Raw genomic sequence first — 15,694 nt, forward strand, 5'->3', positions numbered from 1 at the left:
CAACAGTAAAACTCCAACTCTTTTTAAAAGTTCTCCACAAATCACCAAGCTTAACTATAAATATACCAAAAAAAAAACGTTTTTTTTCTCAAAAATTGTATCTTAGAAACAGCATGTTTTGAAACTTTCAGAAAAGGTTTGTTAGTAAAATGAAAGCTATACGTAAGGAGTGTTGTTTGATGAAATTTTTTCAAGAGTTTTTCATTATTATTTTCTTTTCTGTATTAGGAGAAGGCATACGGATTTTTGCTCATTTACCTATTCCTGGAAGTATCTTAGGTATTCTTTTTTTATTTTTAGCATTTGAAATGCATCTTGTTGATCCTGAAAAAATCGGAGCAACTGGTGATTTTTTATTGAATAATCTAGCTATTTTATTTGTTCCTGCTGGTGTAGGTTTATTGGAATATTTTGATGATATTGCTTCGATATGGCCTGTTTTACTGGGAGCAGTCGTCGTGTGTTCCATCGTCACGATGGTTGCAGCGGGAAAAACGGCAGAAGGTGTAGAAGCTTTGCTGGGCTATGTCCGTAAGAAAAAAGCAGGAAGGGTATCTGTAAACGAAATGGAGGAAAATCAAATTGACTGAGTTTTTTGTGAATCCACTATTTGGCTTAAGTTTGACTTTAGGAGTGTATGTATTATCTGATAAATTTTTGCGGAAATATAAACTGCCTGTTTTGAATCCTCTCGTATTATCGATTGTTGTTATTATCTTATTTTTGCATTTTTCTGGGATCAGCTATAAAGACTATAATATCGGGGGCAATTTTTTGACTATGCTGATTACTCCTGCGACAGTGGCACTTGCCATCCCTCTTTATAAAAACTTCCGTTTACTGAAAGAGAATTTTTATCCTGTAATGGCTGCGATTTTAGCAGGAATAGTCGCAAATTGCTTGGTTAGTGTAGGGTTCGGTTACTTCTTCTCTCTTCATAAAGAGATGGTGATCTCATTACTACCTAAATCTGTAACGACGGCTATTTCTGTCGATTTATCTCATACGATGGGCGGGGTGAATGCCGTGACACTTGCTATTGTTGTCTCTACAGGTATTTTTGGTTCGCTGATCGCCACTCATATTTTCCGCCTATTCAAGATCGAAAGTCCAGTTGCTCGCGGTGTGGCGTTAGGAAGTACTTCTCATGCTATCGGTACAGCAAAAGCAATCGAGATTGGCGAAATAGAAGGAATCATTTCCGGACTTGCGATATGCGTAAATGGGATATTGACCGTTTTGTTGCTGCCGTTATTCTTTCAGCCTTTTGCTGGCTTGTTTTGATGCGAAAACCACTATTTTATGCTACAATAACCAAAACGTTCGAGCATAAAAAAGGAGGGAAAGACGTGTATTTGTCTTCCGAGTATCTTAAACAATTTGATAAAGATCTATATTATAAGATTCTCCTCCTAGAAAGTTTTGAGGATCAAGCTTGGCATACCGCTGCACAATTAGCGCAAGTTGTTCAGCTGGATGCCCGCAGCGTGTCGAAATACCTGAACGAGCTGTCTAAAAACTATCAGCAGTTTAGCGGTAAGACACACCCTTTGTTTACAAAAAATCACCGTTCTGGTTATAACTTTTATGATACGCTCGATTCAATTGAACATGAGCGTTTTTTGATCTATCTCGTGCAAAGTACGCTGAAATTCCAGTTGCTGCACGACATTTTTTTTGAAGAATTCCATACAATGTACCAATTTGCGCAAAAGCATTACATTAGTGAATCTACTGCTCATCGAAAAATCAATGAATGGAAACAGCAACTGCAAACTTACGGAATTCGGCTGCAACGAGGTACATATATCGCTCAAGGCGAAGAAGAAATCATTCGACTTTACTTGCATATGACATTCTGGCAGTTGTTTCGAGGGAAAATCTGGCCATTTGAAACGATTTCTCAAATGGACGTAAAGAATATGGCAGAACATATCATGGCTTTTTTTAATGTTCGTCTGAACGAGATCAAAAAAAGACGATTGGAATACATGCTAGGTGCCTTTTTTTTAAGAAAATCACAGAAGCATTATGTTGTATTGAATGAGAAAAAAAGACGGCTGATTTCTGACAATCTGTTGTTCCAGCGATTTTGCCAAGTCATGGAGCCGGTATTTCCTAATTATTTTCAAGTAGAAGACGAGTTAGGCGCATTATTTCTTGTACTGATGACTCGTGAAGAATATTATAGTGATCCTAAGATACGGAAGAAAATTTTTGATTTTCATCAACAAGCAAAAACACCGCCCTTTACAGCCCTTTCAGAAGCAAAAGCCGCTCTTTCTCTTTATCAGGAAGAGCAGGGGCTGCCAGCAGAAAATCTAACCTTCGAGGCAGAAAACTATTTATTCAGCAGTCATTTTTTCGCCTATCTTTTTCCTAATGCGAAAGAAACGATTGATGGCAATAGTAGTGATTTTATTAATCATTTAGTTATTGAAAACAAGGAATTGAAACAATGGCTCGTACATTTTTTTGAAAGTAGACACAAACATCCCAATCATCTGGCATTTAAAAATCATGCGTTTTTGATGAGTCGGTATCTGACTGTGTTTAAAACATTAGGAGCCTTTACTCCACAGCTTCCAAAGATCACGATCCTTTTAATGACAGATTTCCCATTATTTGAAGAGCAACTGTTAGAGGAGGGATTACGGACATTTTTCCGTAATGAGTATCAGCTGATTTTTCTGCCAACAGATTATCGGGGGAGAGAAGTTGATCTTCTGATTTCGACAAGTAAAGTCCACCGCAAACCATGGGCGGATCTTGACTATTTTATTGTGACCGAAGAACTAAAATTAATTGATTACATCCAACTATCTCAAAAATTTGAAATGATTCAAAAAAAAAACTATTAAAACAATAACAAAGAAGGAGAAAAAAGATGACATTTGAAGAAATTTTACCAGAATTGAAAAAAGGTGCAAAGATTATTCGTAAAGGATGGAGTGGATTTGAACTTTATGTTGTTCTCGTATCCGATGATGAATTTGATGGCTGTCCAGTGACACCTTACTTATTGATCAAAACAAGTGACGAAGGTTTTTCCAGCTTCGCTCCTACAGTTTGTGATATTTTAGCAGATGATTGGGCGATCGTAGAATGAAAAACCAGTATCCAGATCTAGCTAAACAGGTTGTATTTATCACAGGAGCTGCTTCTGGAATTGGTGCTGCGCAAGCCCGAGCGTTTCTTGAACAAGATGCTTTTGTATTTGGATTAGATCAAAAGTTCGGTAAAATGGAAGAACTCTCTTTGCGATTTCCTGAAACTTTTGCCTACGCACTAGGTGATGTTCGACAAATGAAAGAACTCCAACAAGCGGTATCGAAATGCCAGGATCGTTTTGGTGAAGTTACGATTTTACTGAATACATCGGGGATATTGGATGCCTACAAACCATTGATGGAAACTGACGAATCGCTGTGGGATCTTATTTATGAGACGAATGTGAAAAGCATGTATCAGCTGACAAAAATCATCCTTCCTGATATGATCCGCCGAAAAAGCGGAACAATCATCAACATGGCTTCGATTGCGGGTTTGGTTGCTGGCGGAGGTGGGATCGCTTATACAAGTGCGAAACATGCAATCGTCGGATTTACCAAACAACTCGCTCTGGATTACGCAGGACAGGGTATCCGAGTAAAAGGAATTGCTCCAGGAGCCATCCAAACACCAATGAATGCGGCTGATTTTGAAGGGAAAGGTGAGATGGCTGAGTGGGTCGCAAATGAAACACCAGTCAAGCGATGGGCACAGCCGGAAGAAGTAGCTGAGCTGACGTTATTTCTTGCCTCTCCTCAAGCAAGCTACATACAAGGAACGATCATCCCAATCGATGGCGGATGGTTGTTAAAATAACCTTGTGTTTTTTTCAAGCTTCTGTATGATAAAACTAAAGAGAGAAACAACGGTTGATGATAAAAGAAAGTCGATGACTGTTCCCGACATTCGATGCCGAACAGCCAGTTCAAAAAATTCTTTTTAATAATCGTTAATATTCGAAACTAAGCGGCTTTTCACGACCTTTTGATATAAACGGTGTTCAAAAGCTTGCAACTGCGGTAACAAGTCCAGCCAAATGAAAAATATAAGGAGCTATTTTTATTTGACTATTCTTATTACTTGTTGCAGGGCAGCTTTTTCACTACCTTCTGCGGCACTTCAGTTGGAATTTTCTTCCCATCCTTTGGTCGCAGTCATTACCAAGATAAAATTATCTTGCAAAGGAGAAATAGAACATGGAAAAAAATAATACCCGTTCAGCCAAACGCTGGACAACGACAGATGTGACTCGGATGGCGCTAGTCACTGGTTTATATGTGGCAGTGACGCTGGTTTTGTCTGTCTTTAGCTTTGGAGTGATTCAGATTCGTCTATCGGAGATGTTCAACTATCTGTCCTTGTATAACAAAAGATACATCGTCGCGGTAACAGCGGGAGTAGCTTTGGCTAATATGGCTTCTCCTCTTGGACTGATAGATGTTGTAGTAGGAAGCGTCAGCACGCTGCTTGTATTGCTTATCAACTATAAAATCACTAGTCGCATCAAAAACATGAAAATCAAAATGGCTGTGACAGCATGCGTATTTGCTTTTTCCATGTTTACAGTAGCTGGTCAGCTAACGATTTTATATCAACTACCTTTTTTCTTGAATTGGTGGGTGATTGCTTTAGGAGAATTGGCATCAATGATTGTCGGTGGGATAATTATTTATTGGATCGGTAAAAAAGTGGATTTGTCAAAATAAAGATCTGTTTAATTTAAAATATGGCAGCGTGGAAGAGACTTTGAGTCTTCTTCCATGCTGCTTTTTTGATTAATTTGTATGAAGAAATCGATTTAGCCGTTTTTTCATCAAGATACCGATATAAGCTGCTCCAGTTGCCTTGATTGCTTCCGGCAGTAAAAACGGCAGTAGTCCACTGGCAAATGCAGTTGTAAAAGTAAGATCACCACTTATTTTCAGCCAGATCGTTCCGCAGATCAATGCAGCAAGAGAGCCCATTAGATTGGCAAAGATTGCATATAAGTAATGAGCATCCGTTCTTTCGATCATCCAACCAGTTATCCACGTTTGTAAGAGAAATCCAATCAAATATCCGCCAGTTGGCCCAAATAAAACAGCTATACCTCCAGTCATCCCTGAAAATACAGGAAGACCAATCAAGCCAAGTAAAAGATAAACTGCAACAGATATCAATCCTAGTTTTCTTCCGAGAAAAGTTGCTGTTAATCCAATAGCAAATGTTTGCCCCGTCAAAGGAACCAAGCCAAAAGGAATGGTCATCTGAGAAAGGACAGAAATAATCGCGGCAAATTCCGCAGCAAGTATTAATTCTTTCAATGTTCGGTTCATAATGCCCTCTTTTCGTTAACTTAATATTTTTATTTGGTTAACGAAATTGTAAAACAAAGTGATTACTTTGTAAATAGAAAATATAAAAAAAGACCAGCTATCCAATAGATAGCGGTCTTTTTCAAGAAAGCTTTTGAAATTATAAGCTTTGGTTGTAGTATTCAACGACAAGAGCTTCGTCGATTTCTGGATATAGTTCGTCACGTTCTGGTAAACGAGTCAATGAACCTTCCAATTTTTCAGCGTCAAAGCTTACGAATGCTGGGCGTCCAACAGTTGCTTCTACAGCTTCTTTTACTGTTACGATGTTTTGTGATTTTTCACGAACTGAGATCACTTGACCCACTTCTACGTGGTATGAAGGGATATCAACGCGTTTGCCATCAACTAAAATGTGACCATGGTTAACTAATTGACGTGCTTGACGACGAGTCGTTGCAAGTCCTAAACGGTAAACAACATTGTCTAAACGTTGTTCTAGTAAGATCATGAAGTTAACACCATGTTTACCTTCTTTGATTTTGCTAGCTTTTACGAACAAGTTACGGAATTGACGTTCGTTCATTCCGTACATGTGACGAAGTTTTTGTTTTTCAGTTAATTGCATGCCGTATTCTGATTGTTTGCCACGGCTGTTAGGTCCATGTTGACCTGGTGCGTAAGGGCGACGTGCTAATTCTTTTCCTGTGCCTGACAATGAGATGCCTAAGCGACGAGAAATTTTCCATGATGGTCCTGTATAACGAGACATTAAAATTTCCTCCAATGAATATAAGTTTTTGGAGTAAAATAATCCGTTGAAAAATTCATAATCATATAGTTTGTTCTTCAATCTTCACCTTTGCAGCCGCGGTTACACAATCGAACCCGAGACGGGGCAACAAACTAGGGATGAGTTATTATTTTTCTGCTGCATTATTTTACACAAACTACAGTATATGATAGATCATCCACGAATGTCAAGATAATTAGTACATAAAAACGCTTTACAAACCTAGGCTGTCTTTATAAAATGAGAGGGTATGTGCAAATGGAAAAAAGCGAAGGAAGTTTAAGGAGAAAATCAATGAATCCGGTATCACCATTATTTGAGAAAATCGATGCTTCAATTGAAAAGAAGGCGAATCTTTTTGAAAACAGCTTTTCACGTTACGCTGTTCGAGCGGTTCTCGCCTATTTGTTTTTGACTTTAGGAACGGCTGTGGCATTTGCAATCGCGATGAAGGGGGAAGATATCGCGCATGGTCTAGGAAAGATTTTATACGCATTTATGTTCAGCTGGGGTCTGGTCATGATTCTATACATGAACGCTGAATTAGGAACATCGAATATGCTTTATATGACCGTGGGTGTTTTTCGGCAGAGACTTGCTTTAAGTAAGGCAGCCAAGATTCTATTTGCCTGTATTTTTTTCAATATGATTGGCGGTATATTATGTGGATTTCTTATTTCTATGACTACGCCATTTCAAGATTTAACGTTGGACAACTTTATGTTAGAATCAATAGCAGTAAAACTAGCAAAACCTGCAGCAACGATTTTGGTGGAAGGGATGTTTGCGAATATCGTTGTCAATACCGCTGTACTGATCAGCATGCGGATGAAAGAGGATGCCGGGAAAGTGATCACAGTCGTATTCATCATTTTCATTTTTGCTTTTTTAGGATATGAACACGTGATAGCGAATTTTCCTGCCTTTACGCTTGCTTACTTTGCTTCTCAAGGACAGACGGATGGAATGACAGTCAGCAATGTGTTACATAATTTGTTTTTTGCTTTGGCAGGAAATTATATTGGTGGCGGTTTAGTAATGGGACTGGGATATGCTTGGCTGAATCAGTCAAAATCATCCTATGTGGACTAAAAAGTCGTTCATTAAAGGGGAAGTGCCATGGAAGTTTTAGTTTTTCCAAAAAATGAGGAAAAAGCGTTACAAATGGAAAAGTACATGAAAAATCTTTTTTCCTTTGCTGGAGTACCTAAGCCGGAACGCGCTCTTTTACAACAACCGTTACTGGATGAGAGCAAAAATTTATCTATTTCTGAAGTTTTAGCTTTTGTTTATTATTATTATGAACAAATCGAAAGAGAGTATCAGTATGTAGCGATCGATTTAGTCCAGAAAAACATCAAACGGCTTACATTTGAAGACTTAGTCGTATTGTTGCCACTAGTTCAGAAAAAAGAATGGTGGGACAGCATCGACTCTTGGAGAAAAGTATACAGCACATGGTGTAAAGCCTACCCAGAGCAGCGTGAAGAAGTCTTTCAATTGTTTGAAAAAAAGGAAGATTTTTGGCTGCGTCGAATAGCAATCACGTTGCAATTAGGTTATAAACAGCAAACAGACACAGGACTATTGATCCGAGCAATAGACGAAGATCGTCAAACAAAGGAATTCTTTATCCAAAAAGCAATTGGTTGGGCATTACGCGATTACAGTAAGACCGATGCCGATTGGGTAAAAAGACAGCTGGCAACAGATTTGAGTAAGTTAGCTGTTCGAGAGGCAAGTAAGTATTTATAAGAAAGCGAGACGACAAGAGATGAGACGCAAATTATTTGCTTTTGATATTGATGGAACGTTGTTAGATTCAAACAAACAAGCTTTAGATAGCACGAGAGAAGCATTGGAAAAATTACGCAAAGCCGGTCATCTGGTCACGATTGCTACAGGGCGGAGCCGATTTCATGCGCAAGAGATCATTCGCGATCTTGATTTTACGAACTACATTTTATGTAATGGAGCGGCCGGTTTTTTAGACCATGAACAAGTATATAAGAATTTACTAGATCGCGACCAGTTGGATGCGTTCGTTCAAGAAGCGCATCATGAGCAGATCGATACAGCTTTTGTCAGCTTAGACAATATCAAGCGTTCTTCTTCCAATGATGTAACGGTGATGGAAGAAGCGATGCATTCTTTCGGTGCTGTCTTGCCTGAATTAGATCAGTTTTTTGCAGAGGAACAAGAAATATACCAAGCGTTAGCATTTTTCGATCAAACATATGATGGGAAGTTCTCTTCATATGATAAAATTCGATTTGTCCGCTGGCATGAGAACAGTGTAGATGTCGTACCTAAAAATGGTTCTAAAGCAGCGACAATTCTGCACTTAGCAGAACAAGTAGGCATCCCTCATGAAGACATCATCAGCTTTGGCGATGGACAAAACGACCGTGAAATGTTGCGCATGTCAGGAATTGGGATAGCTATGGGGAATGCTGTGCCAGAAGTACAAGCAGAAGCTAAGATGGTCACTGATACAAACGATCAGGATGGAATTTGGAAGGCATTGAAAGAGTTAAGCGTGATTTAAAAGAGGTTGTGAAAAAGCTGTTCTGCATCAAGTAATAAGCCCAGCCAAACAAAAATAGCTCCTCCTATTTTTCGTTTTTCTGGGCTTATTACCGCAGATGCAAGCTTTTGAACACCGTTTAAGGAAGAGGTCGTGACAGAAGTGGTCAGTTTCAAGAAATAAGAAGGGATTTACGAAAATTGCTTCTCAAATTTTTGTAAAATTACGGCTTATTTCTGAAGAAGTAGATGAAACAACGTTTATTCGGGAAATGGGACTGTGACAAGATGTTTGTCATAGTCCCATTTTTTTATTTTATTTTTCAAAACTAAGAAATACCAGGAAAGAGTTCCTTTTGTTTGACCTTTTCTTTCTTATTGAAAACAACTATAATATAGAGTGATGTTAAAAGAGAAGAGGAATTTAGTGTGCGGGTATTGTTTATTGGTGATGTAGTAGGTTCAATGGGACGAGAGATGATTACTGAATATCTTCCTAGATTGAAGAAGAAGTACCGTCCGCAAGTAACGATTGTAAATGGTGAGAATGCCGCTTCTGGACGTGGAATCACAGAAAAAATCTATAAAAAATTTTTGCAAGACGGCGTAGATGTCGTGACGATGGGGAATCATACGTGGGACAACCGCGGAATCTTTGAGTTTGTAAATGAAGCTAAAAAGATGGTTCGTCCGGCAAATTTTCCGGAAGGGACGCCTGGACAAGGGATGGTCTTTGTCAAAGTGAACCAAGTCGAACTGGCAGTGATCAACATGCAGGCTCGTTCTTTTATGGTGGACTTGGATGATCCTTTTCGTAAAATGAATGAGCTGGTAGAAGAAGCCAGAAAACGTACGCCGATCATTTTTGTAGATTTTCATGGAGAAACAACAAGTGAAAAACAAGCAATGGGCTGGTTTTTAGATGGGAAAGTTTCAGCAGTGGTCGGTACACATACACACGTTCAGACAAATGATGCGCGAATTTTGCCAAGAGGAACAGCGTATCTGACAGACGTTGGGATGACAGGTCCCTATGATGGTATTTTGGGTATGCGCAGAGAACCTGTAATCGAAAAGTTTCTGACCGCATTACCAAAACGTTTTGAAGTTGTGGAACAAGGCCGATCGATTTTAAGCGGCTGTATCTTGGAATTGGATGATACGACAGGTCATGCAAAAGAAATCCAGCTGATTCAGATCAACGATGATCGACCGTTCATGGAGTAGAAAGAGAGGCAGTTTTTTGCAGCAGGAGCCGGAAATTCAAAAAGAAGTAAGGAAACTGACAAAACTTTTAGGAGAGAATGAAACGATCATTCGCTACAAAGAACTTGAAGAAAAGATCCAGCAAAACCAGTATTTAGCTGAGTTGAGAGAAAAAATCAAACAAGCGCAAAAAGATGCTGTTCATTTTGCCCACTATGACAAACCAGCAGCAGAACAAGAAGCAATCAAACAAGCGGATCAATTCATGCAAGAATTTGATCAGCATCCGCTTGTTGTAGCTTATAGAAAACAGCTGTTGGAAGCAGATGATCTGCTTCATCATTTAACAACTATGATACAAGAAGAAATCAATGGACAAATAGAGGAGGAAAAACATGCCTCAAAAAACTAAAAATACTCCTATGATGGAACAATATCTAAGCATCAAGGCCCAATACCAAGATGCTTTTTTGTTCTATCGTTTAGGAGACTTTTATGAACTATTTTACGAAGATGCGATCAAAGCGTCACAGCTTTTGGAATTAACGTTGACGAGCAGAAATCGAAATGCAGAAGAACCTATTCCTATGTGCGGTGTACCTCACCATGCAGCACAAGGATATATCGATGCCTTGATTGAAAAAGGCTATAAAGTAGCGATTTGCGAGCAGGTAGAAGATCCAAAGACGACTAAAGGGATGGTCAAGCGCGAAGTGATCCAGCTAGTCACTCCTGGTACAGTCATGGACAGCAAAGGATTGTCGGCAAAAGACAACAATTTTTTAACAGCTGTAGTTAGTCAAGGAAATGAATTTGGCTTTGCTTATGCCGATTTAAGTACGGGAGAATTGAAGACGGCTCGGTTGCATGATGAAGAAGCTGTTTTAAATGAAGCCTCTGCATTGCAGACAAAAGAACTCGTATTAGGCAGTGAGATCACTGATACCCTTCGTGAACAGCTAAGCGGGCGTTTAGGGCTAGTCTTTTCTCAACAAAATGAGATGGAAGAAAACGCGGAATTTAGCTTTTTGACAAGCGAACTAGTCGATCCGCTGGAAAAAGAAGCAACCGGCAAACTATTGACTTATTTATCGGTGACACAAAAGCGGAGTTTAGCTCATATCCAAAAAGCAGTAGAATACCAACCAGATCATTTTTTGAAAATGGATTATTATTCAAAATTCAACCTAGAATTAAGCCAATCTATTCGGACTGGGAAAAAGCACGGCACTCTTCTATGGTTGTTAGATGAAACAAAAACAGCAATGGGTGGCCGTTTACTAAAACAATGGCTAGACCGTCCGCTTATCCAGGCAAAACAAATTAAAGCAAGACAAGAAATGGTCGCTTCTTTGCTAGACAGCTATTTTGAACGTATCGATTTGCAGTCAGCATTAACGAAAGTCTATGATCTGGAACGCCTAGCAGGTCGAGTAGCTTTCGGTAATGTCAATGGGCGAGACTTGATCCAGCTGAAAACTTCTTTAGAACAAGTGCCAATGATCAGAGGGTTGATTGAAGGAATCGATCAAGGTCAATGGCAAAGTCTGCTTTCAGAAATGCAGCCGATGGACCATCTCGTCCAATTGATCGACCAAGCTATCCAAGATGATCCGCCGTTACAAATAACGGAAGGAAACATCATCAAAGATGGATTCAATGAGCAGCTCGATATGTACCGTTCTGCTATGAGAAACGGAAAGAAATGGTTGGCAGAACTTGAAGCAAAAGAGCGTCAAGAAACAGGAATCAAAAACTTAAAAATCGGATTTAACCGCGTTTTCGGTTATTATATAGAAATCACAAAAGCAAATCTTGGAAATGCAGAACTGGAGAAGTATGAACGAAAACAAACTTTAGCAAATGCAGAGCGTTTCATCACACCAGAACTAAAAGAATTGGAGACACAAATCCTCGAAGCAGAAGAAAAATCTGTTGATTTAGAATATCAGTTGTTTTTAGCTGTGAGAGAAGAAGTCAAAAAGGCTATCCAGCCGCTACAAGTACTTGCAAAAGCAATCAGTGCAGTAGATGTGCTACAAAGTTTTGCAACGATCAGCGAACGCTATCAGTATGTTCGGCCAGAACTTGTCAGTGACAAGCATCAGCTTCTGATCAAAGACGGACGACATCCTGTAGTAGAAAAAGTATTAGGACATCAGGAATATATCCCTAACAGCGTAGAAATGGCAGAAGACGAAATGATCTTGCTGATTACAGGACCGAATATGTCTGGTAAAAGTACGTATATGCGACAGTTGGCATTAACTGTTCTGATGGCGCAAATGGGCTGTTTCGTTCCGGCAAAACAAGCAGTTTTACCTATTTTTGATCGGATTTTTACCCGAATTGGTGCAAGTGACGACTTAATTGCTGGACAAAGTACTTTTATGGTAGAGATGATGGAAGCCAATCAAGCCCTGCGTTATGCTACGCCAAACAGTTTGATTTTGTTTGACGAACTAGGGCGAGGAACAGCAACCTATGACGGAATGGCGTTGGCCCAAGCAATCATCGAATATATCCATCGTCATGTACAAGCAAAAACACTCTTTTCTACTCATTATCATGAACTGACGGTACTTGAGAAAGAACTTCCGCAGCTTAAAAATGTCCATGTTGGAGCCGTTGAAAAAGACGGAGAAGTTGTCTTCTTGCATAAAATGATGGATGGACCTGCGGATAAAAGCTACGGCATACATGTGGCAAAGATCGCAGGATTGCCTTCCAATCTACTAGAACGAGCAGCAGATATCCTGCATACGCTAGAAAATGGCGATAACGGACACCATACTGTTCCAGCTGAAGTAGAAGAGAAAACTAAAACAGCCAAACAGGAGCAAATAAAACCACCTGCAGAAAAAGTAAATCAAGACCATATACAAGACCGTGTAAAAGAAGAAAACCAACAGCTTTCTTTATTCAGTGAATTATCCGAAAATGAAACAGAAGTCATTGAATCACTGAAGCAAATAAATTTACTAGAAATGACGCCAATGGATGCACTAAACACATTATATGAATTACAAAAACAACTGTAGGAAGAAGGCGGATATCGATGGCCAAAATCCAAGAATTATCTGAACGTTTAGCTAATCAGATCGCTGCGGGAGAAGTAGTGGAGCGACCAGCTTCCGTTGTGAAAGAATTAGTGGAAAATGCAATTGACGCCGGCAGTACTCAGATTGATATCTTAGTTGAAGAAGCGGGACTGCGGACGATCCAAGTGATTGATAACGGAGAAGGCATTTTGGCAGACGACGTAGAGAATGCCTTCAAGCGGCATGCGACAAGTAAGATCCATAATCGCGACGATCTTTTTCGCATACGAACGCTGGGCTTTCGAGGGGAAGCTTTGCCAAGTATTGCCTCTGTTTCTGAAATGACTCTGGAAACGGCGAATCAGGAAGAAAAACAAGGCACCTATCTGTCGCTGAAAGGCGGAGAAGTTATTGAGCATCGACCAGCACCACTGCGTCAAGGAACGAAGATTACCGTCAGCAATCTGTTTTTCAATACGCCAGCCCGCTTGAAATACGTGAAAACACTGCACACAGAATTAGCGAACATCGGGGACATCGTCAATCGACTGGCATTGAGTCATCCATCGATTGCTTTTCGTTTAGTACATGATGGAAACAAAATGCTGGCAACCGCTGGAAATGGCGATCTGAAACAAACAATTGCGGGAATCTACGGATTATCTACCGCAAAAAAAATGCTGAAAATCGAAGGAAAAGATCTAGATTTTGAGTTATTTGGCTATGTTTCATTGCCTGAGGTGACTCGTGCCAGTAGGAATTACTTATCGACGATCATCAATGGACGTTTTATCAAGAACTTTTCCTTGAATAAAGCAATCGTTGCAGGTTATGGGTCAAAATTAATGGTCGGTCGTTTCCCTATTGCTGTATTGGAAATCAAAATGGACCCGCTTTTAGTAGATGTAAATGTTCATCCTACGAAGCAGGAAGTCCGGCTGTCGAAGGAAAAAGAACTAACAGAGCTAATTAGTAACGCCATTCAAAAAGCATTGTCTCAAGAAAATCTGATTCCAAGTGCAGCGGATAATCTACGGTTTAAGAAAAAAGTACCCGATCAGCCTAAAACAGAACAAATCGAAATCGATTTGTCCTACGCTTTTGAAGAAGAAAAACCTAAAAAGCCAAGTAGTTTGAATTTTGATCGAGAGACAGGAACCTTTTTCGTAGAAGAACCAAAGAACACATTTGTTGACAGAATTGTTGATAAGTCTGTGGAAAATGTTGAAAACTATTCTGGTTTTTCTGAAGAAAACACCACTTATCCAGAAAAAACAGCGAAAACGGTGGATAAGTTTGGTGAAAATGTTGATAACTTTGTAGAAAAAACAGTGGAAAAATCTGAAAAGAAAGAATTTCCCATTGTGGATAACATGGAGAAAACAAATGAAGAACAAGCAGATAAATCCGTAGAAGAGGATGAACAGATTTACGAGGAAGAATTGACACTCCACCCTGAATTTGATTTCACTCAAGGAAACGACAAAACATTAGAACAAGCCATCAAGAAATTAGAAACGGAAAAACCAGTACAACGTTTTCCTCAGTTGGAATATTTTGGACAGATGCACGGAACGTATCTTTTTGCCCAAAGTAGCGATGGGTTGTACATCATTGATCAGCATGCTGCCCAAGAGCGCATTAAGTATGAATATTTCCGGGAAAAAATTGGGGAAGTATCTGATGATCTGCAAGAATTGCTTGTTCCATTTGTGTTAGACTATCCAAACAGTGATGCTTTGAAATTAAAAGAGCAAAAACACTTGCTAGAAGATGCAGGGATTTATTTAGAAGAATTTGGTCAAAACAGCTTTATTGTACGGGCCCATCCTACTTGGTATCCCAATGGAGAAGAAGAATCAATTATTCGGGAGATGATCGATATGCTGCTGACAACTGGAAATGTGAGTGTAAAAAAATTCCGTGAAGCAACAGCAATCATGATGAGTTGCAAACGATCGATTAAAGCCAACCATTATTTGAATGACGCACAAGCACGTGTGCTGCTGAAGGATCTGGCACGATGCGAAAATCCTTTCAATTGTCCCCATGGCCGTCCAGTATTGATTCACTTTACCAATTCGGATATGGAAAGGATGTTCAAACGAATCCAAGACCCGCATTAAGTCAAAGAGAAGAGGGAAAACATGAAGATTGTATTAGCATCCCAATCACCAAGAAGAAAAGAGTTATTGGCTCATATCGTTTCAGAATTCGAGATTGAACCTGCTGATATCGATGAAACGCCATTTCCAGACGAACAGCCCGTCGATTATGTTCGTAGAATGGCTGAAGAAAAAGCACGAACTGTCTGGGAACAAGTTGAAAAAGAAGACCATTTAGTGATTGCCAGTGACACGACTGTTGTTCTCAATCAAGAGATCATGGGTAAACCAGAAGATCTGGCTGAGGCTGAATTCATGCTGAAAAAACTAAGCGGGGAAACACATACTGTATATACAGCTGTTGTTTTAAAAACAAAGGAACGAGAAGAACGGATACTAGCAGAAGCACATGTCACTTTTTATCCTTTGACAGACGAAGAGATCAAACGCTACTTGGAGACGGGGGATTATGCGGATAAGGCAGGGGCATACGGCATCCAAAATGCTGCGAGTGTATTCGTCAAAGAAATTTCTGGAGATTATTACAGTATCGTAGGATTTCCGATTGGTGCTGTCAATCAGGCACTGAAAACATTCATTTAAACAAAAAAGCGGACTATCTGATTTTCGATTGAAAATCCATGATAGCCCGTTTTTTTTATTGAAAAGATTACTTAT

General features: G+C 39.5%; 16 protein-coding genes. 14 read left to right on the forward strand and 2 right to left on the reverse strand.

What is annotated here, in order from left to right; all coding sequences use genetic code 11:
- The first annotated feature begins 179 nt into the window (after positions 1-179).
- From IGL15_RS00600 to IGL15_RS00625, 6 genes are all read left to right on the forward strand, one after another.
- The gene (locus tag IGL15_RS00600) at positions 180-590 is read left to right on the forward strand and encodes a CidA/LrgA family protein (protein ID WP_002294274.1); all 411 of its coding nucleotides are present in this window, start codon (positions 180-182) and stop codon (positions 588-590) included.
- Complete coding sequence (locus tag IGL15_RS00605) at positions 583-1,284, forward strand: LrgB family protein (RefSeq protein WP_002294273.1); 702 nt, start codon at positions 583-585, stop codon at positions 1,282-1,284. The genes IGL15_RS00600 and IGL15_RS00605 overlap by 8 nt, the downstream gene beginning before the upstream one ends.
- Positions 1,284-2,861 carry a helix-turn-helix domain-containing protein gene (locus tag IGL15_RS00610; protein ID WP_104765171.1) on the forward strand — a complete coding sequence of 526 codons (1,578 nt, stop codon included), beginning with the start codon at positions 1,284-1,286 and terminating at the stop codon, positions 2,859-2,861. Before IGL15_RS00605 ends, IGL15_RS00610 begins: the two co-directional genes overlap by 1 nt.
- A 26-nt stretch (positions 2,862-2,887) precedes the next feature.
- Complete coding sequence (locus IGL15_RS00615) at positions 2,888-3,109, forward strand: DUF2829 domain-containing protein (protein WP_002290506.1); 222 nt, start codon at positions 2,888-2,890, stop codon at positions 3,107-3,109.
- Complete coding sequence (locus IGL15_RS00620) at positions 3,106-3,867, forward strand: 3-oxoacyl-ACP reductase (RefSeq protein WP_002297929.1); 762 nt, start codon at positions 3,106-3,108, stop codon at positions 3,865-3,867. Before IGL15_RS00615 ends, IGL15_RS00620 begins: the two co-directional genes overlap by 4 nt.
- Before the next feature lie 380 nt (positions 3,868-4,247).
- Positions 4,248-4,757 (forward strand): QueT transporter family protein, encoded by a 510-nt coding sequence (locus IGL15_RS00625; protein ID WP_002294268.1) that lies wholly within the window; start codon positions 4,248-4,250, stop codon positions 4,755-4,757.
- 69 nt (positions 4,758-4,826) lie between these two features.
- Here the strand turns inward: IGL15_RS00625 and IGL15_RS00630 are convergent, their stop codons facing one another.
- Both IGL15_RS00630 and rpsD read right to left on the reverse strand, forming a co-directional pair.
- Entirely contained in the window at positions 4,827-5,366 is a 540-nt protein-coding gene (locus tag IGL15_RS00630) for a biotin transporter BioY (RefSeq protein WP_002297927.1), read from the reverse strand.
- A gap of 139 nt (positions 5,367-5,505) precedes the next feature.
- Positions 5,506-6,117 carry a 30S ribosomal protein S4 gene (rpsD, locus tag IGL15_RS00635; RefSeq protein ID WP_002294265.1) on the reverse strand — a complete coding sequence of 204 codons (612 nt, stop codon included), beginning with the start codon at positions 6,115-6,117 and terminating at the stop codon, positions 5,506-5,508.
- A 261-nt stretch (positions 6,118-6,378) separates the two neighbouring features.
- On the opposite strand from rpsD, the gene IGL15_RS00640 reads away from it, so the two are divergent.
- The 8 genes from IGL15_RS00640 (at position 6,379) to IGL15_RS00675 (ending at position 15,619) form a co-directional block, all read left to right on the forward strand.
- Positions 6,379-7,230 (forward strand): formate/nitrite transporter family protein, encoded by an 852-nt coding sequence (locus IGL15_RS00640; RefSeq protein ID WP_181045212.1) that lies wholly within the window; start codon positions 6,379-6,381, stop codon positions 7,228-7,230.
- 27 nt (positions 7,231-7,257) lie between these two features.
- Positions 7,258-7,893, forward strand: coding sequence for a DNA alkylation repair protein (locus IGL15_RS00645; RefSeq protein ID WP_104765160.1), 636 nt, complete (start codon positions 7,258-7,260; stop codon positions 7,891-7,893).
- A gap of 19 nt (positions 7,894-7,912) precedes the next feature.
- Entirely contained in the window at positions 7,913-8,686 is a 774-nt protein-coding gene (locus IGL15_RS00650; RefSeq protein ID WP_002294261.1) for a Cof-type HAD-IIB family hydrolase, read from the forward strand.
- Between the two features lie 407 nt (positions 8,687-9,093).
- Positions 9,094-9,891, forward strand: coding sequence for a TIGR00282 family metallophosphoesterase (locus IGL15_RS00655; RefSeq protein WP_002297139.1), 798 nt, complete (start codon positions 9,094-9,096; stop codon positions 9,889-9,891).
- Positions 9,869-10,282 (forward strand): YlbF family regulator, encoded by a 414-nt coding sequence (locus IGL15_RS00660; RefSeq protein WP_016628157.1) that lies wholly within the window; start codon positions 9,869-9,871, stop codon positions 10,280-10,282. The genes IGL15_RS00655 and IGL15_RS00660 overlap by 23 nt, the downstream gene beginning before the upstream one ends.
- Complete coding sequence (mutS, locus tag IGL15_RS00665) at positions 10,266-12,911, forward strand: DNA mismatch repair protein MutS (protein ID WP_002297135.1); 2,646 nt, start codon at positions 10,266-10,268, stop codon at positions 12,909-12,911. The genes IGL15_RS00660 and mutS overlap by 17 nt, the downstream gene beginning before the upstream one ends.
- A 17-nt stretch (positions 12,912-12,928) precedes the next feature.
- Positions 12,929-15,037 (forward strand): DNA mismatch repair endonuclease MutL, encoded by a 2,109-nt coding sequence (gene mutL, locus IGL15_RS00670; protein ID WP_104765159.1) that lies wholly within the window; start codon positions 12,929-12,931, stop codon positions 15,035-15,037.
- A 21-nt stretch (positions 15,038-15,058) separates the two neighbouring features.
- Positions 15,059-15,619: a Maf family protein gene (locus IGL15_RS00675; RefSeq protein WP_002307359.1), complete on the forward strand. Its 561-nt coding sequence runs from the start codon at positions 15,059-15,061 to the stop codon at positions 15,617-15,619.
- The last annotated feature ends 75 nt before the right edge of the window (positions 15,620-15,694 follow it).

Source organism: Enterococcus sp. DIV0436a (assembly GCF_051711605.1).
Taxonomy (GTDB): Bacteria; Bacillota; Bacilli; order Lactobacillales; family Enterococcaceae; genus Enterococcus_B; species Enterococcus_B faecium.